The sequence below is a fragment of the Pseudomonas sp. E45-MNA-CIBAN-0222 genome (assembly GCF_040310405.1).
Classification (GTDB): domain Bacteria; phylum Pseudomonadota; class Gammaproteobacteria; order Pseudomonadales; family Pseudomonadaceae; genus Stutzerimonas; species Stutzerimonas stutzeri_AC.
In genome coordinates this window covers 124,146-137,095 of record NZ_JBEOPU010000014.1, presented here as the reverse complement: position 1 = coordinate 137,095, position 12,950 = coordinate 124,146, and the positions used below count along the sequence as shown (strand labels likewise).

Sequence of the window (12,950 nt, the reverse complement as noted above, 5' to 3'; positions counted from 1 at the left end):
AAGAGGTTTTGCTTGAGGACTGCGCCGGAAGTGGTGCGCATTATAGGGGCCTGAAAACTACCGTCAACCGTTTATTTCAGTTTTCTTCCTGGCTTACCTCTTATGCCACGCAGCGTATCGAGAGCAGCAGCTACGACAGGAACGCGTAGCAGAAGTAGAGCTATACCGGTGCCGGCATAGAGGAACCAACGCGCAGAGTCCGCACGAACCACCCAGAGCATATGTAACAGCACCACTATGACGATGATGTAAACCAGGCGATGCACCTTTTTCCAGCGCTTTCCTAGACGGCGCATGCTCCATCGGGAGGAAGTCATAGCCAAAACGGCCAGCCCTAAAAAACCAACGCTGCCGACTAGGATGTACGGACGCTCATACAACTCTTCGCCCAAACGCGCGATCTCTCCACCCAGCAGAAAGTACAGATAGCTCGTTAAATGCAACACTGCGTAGGTGAAACACCACAACCCAAGCTGACGCCGTGTGGCTAGCCAACCGCCCCACCCCGTCAACCGCTGCAAGGGCGTCATGCAAAGCGTCAGAAGCAGCAGGACCAGAGCTCCCTGCCCCAGATTATCGACCAGTACTTTTCCAGGATCAGGCCCCAGAGCCAACTGCCATGCTAAATACAGCCAATACAACGGCACACTCGCAACACATGCGAATACTGCAATCCGCCACAATCGGTAGCGCATCAGTAATCCTTGGCGAGATCCATGGAGCTATATAGTCCTGCGACCTCTTCGCCGTACCCATTGAAAGGCAAGGTATCACGCACATTTGGGCTGAATAGACTTCCAGGAAGCCTGCGCTCACGGGCTTGGCTCCATCGCGGATGCGATACCCTCGGATTCACGTTCGCATAGAACCCATATTCCTGCGGCGCCATCGACTGCCAAGTCGTTGCCGGCTGGTCGCGTACGAAACTGATGCGCACGATCGACTTGATGCTTTTGAAACCGTACTTCCACGGAACAACCAAACGCAGCGGCGCCCCATTCTGATTAGGCAAAGTACGACCATACATGCCCACCGCGAGCAAAGTCAGCGGGTGCACGGCTTCATCCATTCGCAACCCTTCGACATAGGGCCAATCGATCAGGCCAAACCCGGAGCGGGTTCCGCGCATTTCCTCCGGCCGGTACGCCGTTTCGAAGCGAATGAACTTGGCGGACGAGTGCGGCTGTACCTTGCGAACCAGATCGGCGAGAGGAAAACCCAGCCAAGGAATGACCATCGACCAGGCTTCTACACAGCGAAGCCGATAGATGCGTTCCTCGAGCCGACTTTCCGAACATAGATCCTCAAGAGCGTAGCGCCCGGGCCGGTCGACCTCGCCGTCGATCAAGACCGACCAAGGCTCGACCTTCAAAGCCGAAGCGTATCGCGCCGGGTCCCCCTTATCAGGGCCGAACTCGTAGAAGTTGTTGTATTGGCTAGCATCTTTAAAAGGCGTTATGGCCTCGCCTTCGGGAACCACCGCCTCCCACCTGGCCTCGGCCATTTTGTCAGTGAACCATTTCGGCCCAGGCGGCGGGGTAACACCCGGGTAGCGCTCGGAAGCACTGGAGAGAGAAGGCACTCCGGCCACGGCACCGGAGAGCACCGCTCCAACGAGCACCTGTCGGCGACTGAAGTAAGCCGCCGCGGGTGTTACTTCTGATTCACGACACTGGCCAGAGGCGGCAATCTTGATAAGCATGGGTAGCTCCGCGTATTGGCTCCGTTGAAGCAATACGCGCAGCCGGATTGAAAATCAACCCTCGACACGTTTGCGACGGCGCACCTGCATCAGGTACTGCACGGGACCGGAAACCGCATACGCCAGGAAGATCAAAAGCAGAATACGCGGCGGATCACTAAACACAACGGCGAACACCAGTACCACTACAAGAATGGCGACAAAGGGAACGCGCCCCTTCAGATCCAGATCCTTGAAGCTGTAGTACTTGATATTGCTCACCATCAATAGACCGGCAGCAGCGACCATCAGCGCGAACAGCATGACCAGTACCAGCGGCAGATCGCCCCCACGGATGCCGACATCATCCAGCGCCCAAACGGCCCACACCCAACCGGCTACGACACCCGCTGCGGCCGGACTGGCGAGACCGATGAACCAGCGCTTGTCCACCTTGCCAATCTGCGTATTGAAACGAGCCAAGCGCAGCGCGGCGCATGCGACATAAATGAACGCAACGGTAAGGCCGACATTGCCCAGCTCGGACAAAGCCCACTCGTACGCCAGCACCGCTGGCGCCAGACCAAACGCTACCATGTCAGACAGCGAATCGTACTCGGCACCAAAAGCGCTTTGAGTATTGGTCAAACGCGCCACGCGGCCATCCAGCCCATCGAGCACCATCGCGACAAACACCGTGGCCGCGGCTACATAGAAGTTTCCGTTAATGGCCGTAATGATCGAAAAGAATCCGGCAAACAGATTGGCGGTGGTGAACAGGTTGGGCAGCAGGTAAATGCCACGATGGCGCACCTTGCGGCCGTCAGGCTCCTGGATTTCCTCGACATGCTCGTCGATCGGCAGAATGCTCTCTGGCTCGACTGGCTTGTTTGGCTCTTCGGGTTGTCCACTCATGCGCATTCACCTTCTACAACAGGTACGGATAGATTTCGACCAGGCCGATGGACCTGCGGTTCAGCCTGGCCAAACCCGCGATTTATACCAGAAGCCAGGCAGACAGAACGAAAAAACGCGGCCGAAGCCGCGTTTTGTTGAGCAGGAGAAGGATCAGTTCTTGCTCTTGTCGACGATCTTGTTCGCCGCGATCCAAGGCATCATTGCGCGCAGCTTCTCACCAACCACCTCGATACCGTGAGCCGCATTGTTGCGACGGTAGGCAGTCATCGACGGATAGTTTGCGGCACCTTCGGTGATGAACATCTTGGCGTACTCACCATCCTGAATGCGCTTCAGGGCATTGCGCATGGCAGCACGGGATTCGGCGTTGATTACTTCAGGACCGGTCACGTACTCGCCGTACTCGGCGTTGTTGGAGATCGAGTAGTTCATGTTGGCGATGCCGCCTTCGAACATCAGATCGACGATCAGCTTCAGCTCGTGCAGGCACTCGAAGTAGGCCATTTCCGGCGCGTAGCCAGCTTCGACCAGTGTTTCAAAGCCAGCCTTGACCAGCTCAACGCAACCACCACAAAGAACAGCCTGCTCGCCGAACAGATCGGTTTCGGTTTCGTCCTTGAAGGTGGTTTCGATGATGCCGGTACGACCACCGCCAACGCCACAGGCGTAGGACAGTGCGACGTTACGAGCATTGCCGGAAGCGTCCTGGTAAATCGCGATCAGATCAGGGATGCCGCCGCCCTTGACGAACTCGGAACGCACGGTGTGACCCGGCGCCTTGGGAGCGATCATGATCACGTCCAGATCGGCACGCGGTACAACCTGGTTGTAGTGGATCGAGAAGCCGTGAGCGAAGGCCAGAGTCGCGCCCTGCTTCAGGTTCGGCTCGACTTCGTCCTTGTACAGACGGCCCTGGAACTCGTCCGGGGTCAGGATCATTACCAGATCGGCAGCGGCAACGGCAGCCGGCACGTCGCTGACCTTCAGGCCATGGGCCTCGGCCTTGGCAATGGAGGACGAGCCCGGACGCAGGCCGACGGTGACGTCGACGCCGGAATCCTTCAGGTTGCACGCGTGCGCGTGACCCTGGGAGCCGTAACCGATGATGGCGACCTTCTTGCCCTGAATGATGGAGAGGTCGCAGTCTTTATCGTAAGAAACCTTCATGAATTACCCCTGTTGCCGGCCTCGTGGGCCATTCGATAAAACGTAGTTGAGTGCCGAGACGCGTGTCCGACAGCCGTTAGATACTCAGTACTTTGTCACCGCGAGAAATCCCGGTGACGCCACTGCGCACAACTTCCAGGATCGAAGCGGTGCCCACGGCCTGAATGAAACTGTCCAGCTTGTCACTGGTTCCGGCGAGCTGAATCGTATAGACGCTGGTGGTCACGTCGACAATCTGCCCGCGGAAGATATCGGTGGTGCGCTTAACCTCGGCACGCTGGGCGCCGGTGGCCTTGACCTTGATGAGCATCAGTTCACGCTCGATATGGGCGCTTTCCGACAGGTCTACCAGCTTGACCACCTCAACCAGCTTGTTGAGGTTCTTGGTGATCTGTTCGATCACCTCCTCGTGGCCTACCGTGGTCAGCGTCAGACGCGACAGGGTCGGATCCTCGGTCGGCGCCACGGTGAGGCTTTCGATGTTGTAGTTGCGTTGCGAAAACAGGCCGACCACACGAGACAATGCACCCGGTTCGTTTTCCATCAGCAGGGAAATGATGTGTCTCATGATCAGGTCCGCTCCGTCTTGCTCAGCCACATATCGCGCATTGCACCGTCTTTGATCTGCATCGGATAGACGTGCTCGGCGGTATCGACAGCGATATCCAGGAAGACCAGGCGATCCTTCATGGCGAACGCCTCTTCCATCATTGGCTTGAGGTCCTTGAGGTCGGTGATGCGCATTCCGACGTGACCATAAGCCTCGGCCAGCTTGACGAAGTCAGGCAGCGACTCCATGTAGGAGTGCGAATAGCGGCTGTTGTACACCATGTCCTGCCACTGGCGAACCATTCCCAGCGCACCGTTGTTGAGGTTGATGATCTTCACCGGCAGGTCGTACTGCAGGCAGGTGGACAGCTCCTGGATGTTCATCTGGATGCTGCCCTCACCCGTCACCACCGCGACATCGGCTTCGGGGAAGTTCAGCTTCACGCCCATGGCTGCAGGCAGACCAAAGCCCATGGTGCCGAGGCCGCCCGAGTTGAGCCATCGGTTGGGCTTGTCGAACTTGTAATACTGGCAGGCGAACATCTGATGTTGACCGACGTCCGAGGCTACATAGGCATCACCCTTGGTCACTTCGCAAAGGACCTCGATGGCGGCCTGAGGCTTGATGATCGAACCATCGCCCTTGTCGTAGGGGAACAGGCCACGGTTGCCGCGCCACTCGTCGATCTGTTTCCACCAGCTGGCGACCGTCTCGGCATTCGGCGTCTGACCGATTTCCTTGACGATGGCGACCATCTCGGTCAGCACACTGTCGACCGGACCGACGATCGGAATGTCGGCCTTGATGGTCTTGGAGATGGACGCCGGGTCGATGTCGATATGGATGATCTTGGCGTTCGGGCAGAATTTCGCAGCACCATTGATGACGCGGTCATCGAAGCGCGCACCGACCGCCAGGATCACGTCGGAATGGTGCATGGCCAGGTTGGCGGTGTAACTGCCGTGCATGCCGAGCATGCCGACGAACTGGCGGTCACCGCCCGGATAGCAACCCAGGCCCATCAAGGTGTTGGTCACCGGCAGGTTGAGCATCTTCGCCAGCTCGGTCAGTTGCGCCGAGGCCTTGCCCAGGATCACGCCGCCACCGGCGTAGATGATGGGTCGCTTGGCTCCTAGCAGCAGTTCCGCCGCTTTGCGAATCTGGCCCGAATGCCCACGCACGGCCGGGCTGTACGAACGCAGCTTGGCCTTCTTCGGATAGACGTACTCGAACTTCTCGGCCGGGTTGGTCATGTCCTTCGGAATGTCGATGACAACCGGCCCTGGACGCCCGGATTCGGCGAGATAGAACGCCTTTTTCATCACTTCGGGGATTTCCGAAGGATGCTTGATCATGAAGCTGTGTTTCACGATGGGCCGGGAGATACCGATCATGTCGGTTTCCTGGAAGGCATCGGTGCCGACCATGTTGCTCGGCACCTGACCGGAGATGACCACCATCGGGATCGAGTCCATGAAGGCGGTGGCGATACCGGTGATGGCGTTGGTCGCCCCTGGTCCGGATGTCACCAGCACCACGCCGGCCTTGCCGGTCGCGCGCGCATAGCCATCAGCCATGTGCGTGGCGGCCTGCTCGTGACGAACCAGGATATGTTCGATGGCCTTTTCCTTGAAAAGCGCATCGTAGATATGCAGGACGGCACCGCCCGGGTACCCGTAGATGTACTTAACGCCTTCGTCACGCAGGGAGCGGACGACCATTTCAGCGCCGGATAAGAGTTCCACGTTGTTCACCTCTGAAACGCCAGATAGCGATTCCAAGTCGGAGCCGCCAGAAATAGGTTTACTGCTAGCAGGGCATGAGCGACGGTGGTCGCCGACTACGTCAGCCACTGACTGAGCCAGTATTGGAAGAGACCCTGGTGTCTCGGGCTCTCCACCCAGCGCGAGGTAACGCGTTGCGGGTGATGCAGGTCGGCGCGGGTAGCACCTCATGTCTGTCTAGACTGAGCCGGTATCGCTTGCGGCGAGGCGACTCAGGACAGCAAGCTTCGAATTGTTCGGATTCAGCACCAGCAAGTCAAGCTTGCCGTTGTGTTTGAGCAACCTTGAGCTGTGACAGGGTGCAGAAGCAGCGCGTTGGCTTTTGGGTATAGTGACCGCCGGTTTCCGATTTCAACGAAGGTAAAAACATGCGATTCATGTTTCTTGCGGGCGGCTTGCTACTGGCGCTTTGCGGCAACGTCATGGCTGCCCAGGTGTACAAGTGGGTAGACGCTCAGGGGGTTACGCACTTCGGCGCACAACCGCCGCAAGGTCAGCAGGTGGAAACTGTCAACACAGTGACGGCGCCGGCAAAACCAGCCGCGAAGCCAGACACCAGCGCACCGGATGAAACCGGTAGCGAGGCAGACCAAAACAGCATTGACCGCAAGGTTAAACAGCAGGTCGCCGCCCAGGAAGCTGAGCGCAAGCGTTATTGCGAAAACATGCGCACGAACCTGGCCCAGTTGCAGAACAATCCACGCGTGCGCGTCGAGGACAATGGCGAAACCCGGCGGGTTACCGAAGAAGAGCGGCAGGCGCGGATCGCTGAAACCCGCGACAAAATCGCCGAGCACTGCAACTGATCAAGCCACTGAGCGAGAACGTGCTACAGCAGCGCCTCATGAACCCGAGGCGCTAGGCGCATCGATCAGCTCGTCGAAGCCTCGCAACGCCTCTAGCAGGCTCGCGACTTGCGCATCTCGATAGGCCATCTCAGCCATTGCACAGATGCCAGACACAGCCGGTAATGGATGATCCGCCTCAACGATGTTTTTCATCCGGGGCAGGAAAATCCATTGCAGCCACTCCTCGAACCGCAGCGTATCTACGCAAAACGGTTCGACACTGGCAAGCGCCTCCGCTCCCGGACTCTCGACACCCCAAAGCTCCAACGCCCGCAGCTCACGCTCGATCAATAGCAGCTGCTGCGCGACCGCCGGCAGGCGCTTATCCATCACAGGCTGACCTTGGCGCGCTCACGAGCCTGAGCGGCACCTGCGCTGTCGCCCTGCCTCTCGCGCGCCTGAGCGATCAACTCCCACAGGCTCGCCTGCAAGGCCGGGCGGTCACCGGCATAACTCAGCGCGCGCCGTGACAGCTGCTCGGCCTGCGTTGCATCGCCTTGAGCCAGACGAACCTGAGCCAAGCGATAAAGCACCTGCGGCTCGCGCGGAGCGATGCGCTGGGCACGCTCGAGGCTGGATGCAGCACCATTCAAGTCGCCACCACCCTGCTGTTGCTGGGCAGTGGTCAGCAGAGCCAGGACGGGACCATCGAGTTGCTCGTCGGCAGCTAGGCCACTACGGGACGAGGGAATGCCACTGGGCATGCTTGGCTGAGGCGCACTGACCGGGGCGGATATCGAAGGTGCAGGCTGCCAGGCTGGCTGCTGCGTCCCGCTCGTCGTATCGATCGCGCCGGAGAACGGCACATCAGGCGCGGCGAATGTCTCAAGAGGTGCAGAGGTGCCCTGCGGCACCATTACGACCACACCTGAGTCCTCCTGCTGCTGACGCGGCGCCGCGGCGGCCGGCGCACGATAGCCCTGACGAGCGGCAATTTCCTCGGACACGGGAGCCCCCGCATCAACAACCGGAATCGAGCGGCGATCCACGGTGGCACAGCCCTGGATCAGAGCCACCGCTGCAACAACAGTCATCCACTGCTTGTTCACTAATTACAACCTCTTCGACAAATAGCACGAGATGCACCGCGGGCCGCGCTGCTATTGCAGCCAGCCACGCACCCAATCCATGACCGACTCCGCAGGTGCCTGAATGCCGCAGCCAGGTCCTGCGGCTGGTTCGCTGCCGCGAATATAGGGCATCTGTACGGCATCCGGACAACGCTCATCGGTGCCCAGACCACTTCTAGCATCTACCCAGGCATAAGCCACGTTATCCGGCATCGGCATCTGCAGAGGAAGCGGATCAGCACGATGCATGAAATCACTCCACACCTGCAGCGCACCCGTTGCCCCGGTCAGCGACGTCTTACCGTTGTCATCACGCCCCAACCAGACCACCGCCAGCAAATCCTGGCTGAAGCCGGCGAACCAGCTGTCACGCGAATCATTGGTGGTGCCGGTCTTGCCGGCCAGATTGAGCGACCGCGGCAGACGATTGTAGGCAGATCGCCCCGTCCCCTCGCTCATGGCGCGCTGCATCGCGTACTGCGTAAGGTAGATGGCTCCCGGATCGAAGCGCTGCTGAATCTGAAACGGATAGCGCTTGAGCGGTTCGCCGTCAGCTGTCAGCACACTGCGGATGCCGCGTAACGGTGTATTGAAGCCACCATTGGCGAGCGTCTGGTACATGTCCGCCACTTCGATCGGCTTCAGCCCACCCGCGCCGAGCAACATCGAGGGATAGGCCGGCCATTTCGGCGAGGCACCCAGCCGCTCGAGTGTCTTCAGTACGTTCGGTACGCCCAGATCGAGCCCCAGCCTCGCTGTGGACAGGTTGTAGGAGTTGGCGAGCGCCTGATAGAGATAGACGGTGCCGTAAGCCTGACGGCCATAGTTCTGTGGCTTCCATATCTGCCCGTCCGCACCCTTGACCGAAAAGGGCTCATCTTCGAGCAGACTGGTCAGCGTGTACTGGCTGGGCTTCTCGAGCGCGGCTAGGTAGATGGCAGGTTTGATCAGCGAGCCGATCGGCCGCGATGCGTCCAATGCCCGGTTGAAGCCGGCGTACCCAGGCTGGCGACCGCCCAGCATTGCCTGAATCTCCCCGGTTTCAGGGTTGGTCACGATCATCGCGCCCTCAACGCCCTCGGTGCTCTTGCCGAGGCGCTTGAGCGTTTCGCTCATGGCCTGCTCGGCCTTCAGTTGAAGGATCGGATCGAAACTGGTGAAGACTCGCAGGCCCTCTTCGGTAAGGTCCTCATCTCGATAGTCCTCGCGCAGCTGGCGTTTGACGAGGTCGAGGAACGCCGGATACGAGCTGTCCGCCATGCTGCCACGCTGGGTCACGCCCAAAGGTGCCTGCTTGGCCTTGGCTACGACCTCAGCGCTGACGACCTGCTGTTCAGCCAGCAGATCGAGAACCAGATTGCGCCGCTCTAACGCCCGCTCGGGGTTGCGGCGAGGATTGTAGTAAGTCGGACCTTTCACCATGCCGACCAGCAGAGCTACCTGCGGAAGCTTCAACTCGGCCAGCGGCTGTCCAAAGAAGTACTGGCTCGCCAGGCCGAAGCCATGCACGGCGCGACGGCCATCCTGACCAAGAAACACCTCATTCAGATAGGCTTCGAGGATTTCCTCTTTTCCGTAATGCAACTCCAGCAGCACCGCCATCATCGCCTCGGTGGCCTTGCGGTTGAGGCTGCGCTCATTGGTCAGGTAAAAGTTCTTTACCAACTGCTGAGTAAGAGTACTACCACCCTGCCGGACCTGGCCCGCGGTCAGGTTGACCCATACGGCGCGAGCAATCGACTTGGGTGACACACCGAAGTGATTGAAGAACTCACGATCCTCCACCGCCACAAGTGTCTCTATCAGATATGGCGGCACCTGATCGAGCTTGATCAGAATCCGGTCCTCGTTATGCGCCGGGTACAGCCCGCCAATCAGCACAGGTTCAAGGCGAGCAACGGGCGTGGCGCTGCCGTTGCCCGCGTTCAGGCCGGCAACAAAATCGCCGGAGAAGCGCACCCGCAGTCGCTGCGACTGCTCCGCTCCTTCGTAAAACTGAAAGCCGCGGGTATGCAATTCGATGTCGTTGCCCGCAACAGAAGCCCCGCCCGGACCGCTGACCGCTTTTTCGCGGCGATAGCCCAACGCGTCCAATTCCGCCAAGAAGTCGTTCTTGTCCAACTTCTGGCCCACGAACAGCTCCAGCGGCCGCGCATAGACCTTGGCCGGGATCGTCCAGCGCTTGCCGGAAAACTTCTCCTGCACCACGGCATCGAGATAGATAGCGAAACCGGCCAGGATTACCAGGCCGACAATGGACAGTTTGATCGCCCAGCCCAACCAGGGGCGAGCGCCCGCAGAGCGGCGCTTGGAGCGTGTACGAGAGGAGCGAGATTTAGTCATGGCGGCGCATTATACGCACTTTGCAGCGACGGACCGACGGCCTCTCAGCAGTTTGCAGTGCACCGCTCAACGGCCATAATGCCAGCGACTTTTCGACTGTGTGAACTGCTTTGCAGTGGACTCGCACGCCCGTTCAAGAACTTCAACAAGGAATGACCGTGAGCCAAGCACTGATCGCCGCCCTGCAGAACCCTGCGTGTTATCCGCACCCCGCCGAGGGATGCAGGGTCATCGAAACCCACATTTCCTGGGTGATCCTCACCGGCACTTACGCGTACAAAATCAAGAAGCCAGTGGACTTCGGCTTCCTCAATTTCACCGATCTCGCGGCGCGCAAGCATTTCTGCGAAGAGGAGCTGCGCCTCAATCAGCGCATGGCACCGGATCTTTACCTCGAAGTGCTGCCCGTCAGCGGCTCGCCAGAGGCACCAGAGATCAACGGTACAGGTGAACCCTTCGAATACGTATTGAAGATGCGCGAATTTCCGCAGACCCAGCTGCTGGCCGAGCTGCAGGCACGGGGCGAGCTGACGGATGCGCATATCGACGCGCTGGCCGAGCAAATCGCACAGTTTCACCAGAGCACTCCTCAGGTACCGGAGGGGCATGCACTGCGCAGCGCCGACGCAATCGTCGCGCCGATGCGGCAGAACTTCGAGCAGATTCGACCGCTACTCAGCGAAGCGGCGGATCTGCGCCAGCTGGACGCGCTCGAAGAGTGGACCGAGACCAGTGTCGAGCGCCTGCGCCCGTTGCTTGATCAGCGCTGCCAGCAGGGTTTTGTCCGCGAGTGCCACGGCGACCTTCACTTGGGCAATGCCACATTGATCGATGGCAGCGTCGTGCTGTTCGATTGCATCGAGTTCAACGAGCCGTTCCGCTTGATCGATGTCGCTTCCGATGCCGCATTCCTGGCGATGGACCTCGAAGACCGAGGCCTGAAGTGCCAGGCGCGCCGGTTCATCAATGGCTGGTTTGAGCACACCGGTGACTATGCGGCACTGGCGCTGCTGAATCTGTACAAGGCCTATCGTGCACTGGTGCGTGCCAAGGTCAGCCTGTTCCGCCTGTATCAAGAGCAGGACGCCGTGCAGCGCAAAGTGATCGTGCGCCAGTACCGCAGCTACGCCAACCTGGCCGAGAGCTACAGCGCCATTCCCTCACGCTTTCTCGCGATCACCCATGGCGTATCCGCCGTTGGCAAGAGCCATGTCGCACTGCGTCTGGTCGAGGCTCTTGGCGCGATACGTCTGCGTTCGGATGTCGAACGCAAACGCCTGCACGGCGAGCAGTCCGAGGCGCAGCAGGGCCAACTCGATACCGGCATCTATAGCCGGCAGGCCAGCGACGAGACCTATCAGCGCCTGCACCAGCTGGCGACAACTGCGCTACAGGCAGGCTTCTCCGTGGTGATCGATGCCGCATACCTGAAACAACAGCAACGTCAGGATGCTTGGCAGGCGGCAGAGACCACCGGCGTGCCCTTCCTAATTCTCGATTGCCAGGCTCCCGATGCGGTGATCGCCCAGTGGCTGGCGCAACGTCAGGCAGAAGGTGTCGACCCATCCGACGCCACCATGGACGTAGTACACGCCCAGCAAGCCAGCCGCGAAGCGCTAAGCGAAAGCGAGCGCCTCCACAGTCGTCGCGTCGATACGCAGGACGCAGGCAGCCTCGACGAACTCGTCGCGAGCATTCGCCAGCATCTGCCAGGTCTCTGACCGGTAGGCACCGCCGCCAGCAGAGCGCGGCGGTGCTTCTATACTTGCGGTATTCCAATCATGGAACACTGCCATGTCTGCCAGCGAAGCACCTACGGCTAAGCCAGCCAGCGATAGCATTCAGCTGTTCTCTAGCCGCTCTACTGACTATGCACGCTTTCGCCCGACTTACCCCGAGGCGCTGTTCAGCTGGCTCGCAAACCAGTGCGCAACGACCGACACAGCACTGGATCTCGCCGCAGGTAACGGGCAAGCCAGCTCGCCGCTGACGCGATATTTTCGCCATGTCTTGGCGTGCGATGCCAGTGCTGAGCAGCTCAGCGCAGGGGGTGATTGGCCGGAGGTGCAGCGATTCGTCGCCGGCGCGGAACACCTCCCGCTGCGTCGTGGCCAGCTCGATCTACTGGTAGTCGCGCAAGCGCTGCACTGGTTTGCCACGCCACCATTCTTCTCCCAGGTACAGCTAGCGCTGAAGCCGAGCGGCCTGTTCTGCGCGTGGTGCTACAGCCTGCTGGAGGTATCGGCTGAGGTAGATGCGCTCATCCGCACTCTGTATAGCGAGACCCTCGCGGGTTACTGGCCAGCCGGTCGCGCCAGCGTCGACGCTGGTTACAGCGATATCCAGGTTCCATTCACATGTATCGACACCCCGGCGTTCGCACTCGAAGCGTATTGGAACCTCTCAGAACTGATTGGCTATCTAGGCACCTGGTCAGCCGTAAAGCAGTGGCAACGGCGCCAAGGCCGCGACCCCATTGCGATGATCGAGTCGCAGCTGTCGTCGGCGTGGGGCTCAGCCGAACAGCGACGTCTCATCCGCTGGCCGTTACATTTTCTGACGGGATTCCCCAACCGCTAGCACCGCAAG

General features: G+C 59.7%; 12 protein-coding genes. 3 read left to right on the top strand and 9 right to left on the bottom strand.

Translation table 11 applies throughout. The features are described from left to right. Positions 1–71: 71 nt before the first annotated feature. From msrQ to AAEZ08_RS19340, 6 genes are all read right to left on the bottom strand, one after another. The gene (gene msrQ / locus AAEZ08_RS19365) at positions 72–695 is read right to left on the bottom strand and encodes a protein-methionine-sulfoxide reductase heme-binding subunit MsrQ (protein ID WP_482694054.1); all 624 of its coding nucleotides are present in this window, start codon (positions 693–695) and stop codon (positions 72–74) included. Then, positions 695–1,702 (bottom strand): protein-methionine-sulfoxide reductase catalytic subunit MsrP, encoded by a 1,008-nt coding sequence (gene msrP / locus AAEZ08_RS19360; protein WP_500124944.1) that lies wholly within the window; start codon positions 1,700–1,702, stop codon positions 695–697. Before msrP ends, msrQ begins: the two co-directional genes overlap by 1 nt. Positions 1,703–1,756: 54 nt before the next feature. After that, entirely contained in the window at positions 1,757–2,596 is an 840-nt protein-coding gene (pssA, locus tag AAEZ08_RS19355) for a CDP-diacylglycerol--serine O-phosphatidyltransferase (RefSeq protein WP_003279867.1), read from the bottom strand. A 153-nt stretch (positions 2,597–2,749) separates the two neighbouring features. Next, positions 2,750–3,766: a ketol-acid reductoisomerase gene (ilvC, locus tag AAEZ08_RS19350; RefSeq protein WP_011914321.1), complete on the bottom strand. Its 1,017-nt coding sequence runs from the start codon at positions 3,764–3,766 to the stop codon at positions 2,750–2,752. Between the two features lie 76 nt (positions 3,767–3,842). Then, complete coding sequence (gene ilvN, locus AAEZ08_RS19345; RefSeq protein ID WP_003279875.1) at positions 3,843–4,334, bottom strand: acetolactate synthase small subunit; 492 nt, start codon at positions 4,332–4,334, stop codon at positions 3,843–3,845. 2 nt (positions 4,335–4,336) lie between these two features. Beyond that, entirely contained in the window at positions 4,337–6,061 is a 1,725-nt protein-coding gene (locus tag AAEZ08_RS19340) for an acetolactate synthase 3 large subunit (protein ID WP_058065614.1), read from the bottom strand. Between the two features lie 407 nt (positions 6,062–6,468). Here AAEZ08_RS19340 and AAEZ08_RS19335 point away from each other — a divergent pair, with 407 nt between their 5' ends. Beyond that, positions 6,469–6,906 carry a DUF4124 domain-containing protein gene (locus AAEZ08_RS19335; RefSeq protein ID WP_102821444.1) on the top strand — a complete coding sequence of 146 codons (438 nt, stop codon included), beginning with the start codon at positions 6,469–6,471 and terminating at the stop codon, positions 6,904–6,906. A gap of 36 nt (positions 6,907–6,942) precedes the next feature. Here AAEZ08_RS19335 and AAEZ08_RS19330 read toward each other — a convergent pair whose 3' ends face one another. From AAEZ08_RS19330 to mrcB, 3 genes are all read right to left on the bottom strand, one after another. Then, the gene (locus AAEZ08_RS19330) at positions 6,943–7,278 is read right to left on the bottom strand and encodes a YqcC family protein (RefSeq protein WP_003279880.1); all 336 of its coding nucleotides are present in this window, start codon (positions 7,276–7,278) and stop codon (positions 6,943–6,945) included. Beyond that, the gene (locus AAEZ08_RS19325) at positions 7,278–7,982 is read right to left on the bottom strand and encodes a tetratricopeptide repeat protein (protein WP_003279883.1); all 705 of its coding nucleotides are present in this window, start codon (positions 7,980–7,982) and stop codon (positions 7,278–7,280) included. The genes AAEZ08_RS19330 and AAEZ08_RS19325 overlap by 1 nt, the downstream gene beginning before the upstream one ends. Positions 7,983–8,048: 66 nt before the next feature. After that, entirely contained in the window at positions 8,049–10,361 is a 2,313-nt protein-coding gene (gene mrcB, locus AAEZ08_RS19320; protein ID WP_500124943.1) for a penicillin-binding protein 1B, read from the bottom strand. A gap of 158 nt (positions 10,362–10,519) precedes the next feature. Here mrcB and AAEZ08_RS19315 point away from each other — a divergent pair, with 158 nt between their 5' ends. Next, on the top strand, positions 10,520–12,082 hold the full coding sequence (locus AAEZ08_RS19315; RefSeq protein ID WP_003279886.1) for a bifunctional aminoglycoside phosphotransferase/ATP-binding protein: 1,563 nt from the start codon (positions 10,520–10,522) through the stop codon (positions 12,080–12,082). A gap of 73 nt (positions 12,083–12,155) precedes the next feature. After that, positions 12,156–12,941 (top strand): class I SAM-dependent methyltransferase, encoded by a 786-nt coding sequence (locus tag AAEZ08_RS19310; RefSeq protein WP_500124942.1) that lies wholly within the window; start codon positions 12,156–12,158, stop codon positions 12,939–12,941. Positions 12,942–12,950: the final 9 nt, after the last annotated feature.

Excerpts from the sequence above, each read along its gene's own strand:
- mrcB (WP_500124943.1), bottom strand. The coding sequence starts at position 10,361 with ATGACTAAATCTCGCTCCTCTCGTACACGCTCCAAGCGCCGCTCTGCG.
- ilvN (WP_003279875.1), bottom strand. The coding sequence starts at position 4,334 with ATGAGACACATCATTTCCCTGCTGATGGAAAACGAACCGGGTGCATTG.
- pssA (WP_003279867.1), bottom strand. The coding sequence starts at position 2,596 with ATGAGTGGACAACCCGAAGAGCCAAACAAGCCAGTCGAGCCAGAGAGC.
- AAEZ08_RS19330 (WP_003279880.1), bottom strand. The coding sequence starts at position 7,278 with ATGGATAAGCGCCTGCCGGCGGTCGCGCAGCAGCTGCTATTGATCGAG.
- AAEZ08_RS19335 (WP_102821444.1), top strand. The coding sequence starts at position 6,469 with ATGCGATTCATGTTTCTTGCGGGCGGCTTGCTACTGGCGCTTTGCGGC.
- msrP (WP_500124944.1), bottom strand. The coding sequence starts at position 1,702 with ATGCTTATCAAGATTGCCGCCTCTGGCCAGTGTCGTGAATCAGAAGTA.
- AAEZ08_RS19325 (WP_003279883.1), bottom strand. The coding sequence starts at position 7,982 with ATGACTGTTGTTGCAGCGGTGGCTCTGATCCAGGGCTGTGCCACCGTG.
- AAEZ08_RS19310 (WP_500124942.1), top strand. The coding sequence starts at position 12,156 with ATGTCTGCCAGCGAAGCACCTACGGCTAAGCCAGCCAGCGATAGCATT.
- ilvC (WP_011914321.1), bottom strand. The coding sequence starts at position 3,766 with ATGAAGGTTTCTTACGATAAAGACTGCGACCTCTCCATCATTCAGGGC.
- msrQ (WP_482694054.1), bottom strand. The coding sequence starts at position 695 with ATGCGCTACCGATTGTGGCGGATTGCAGTATTCGCATGTGTTGCGAGT.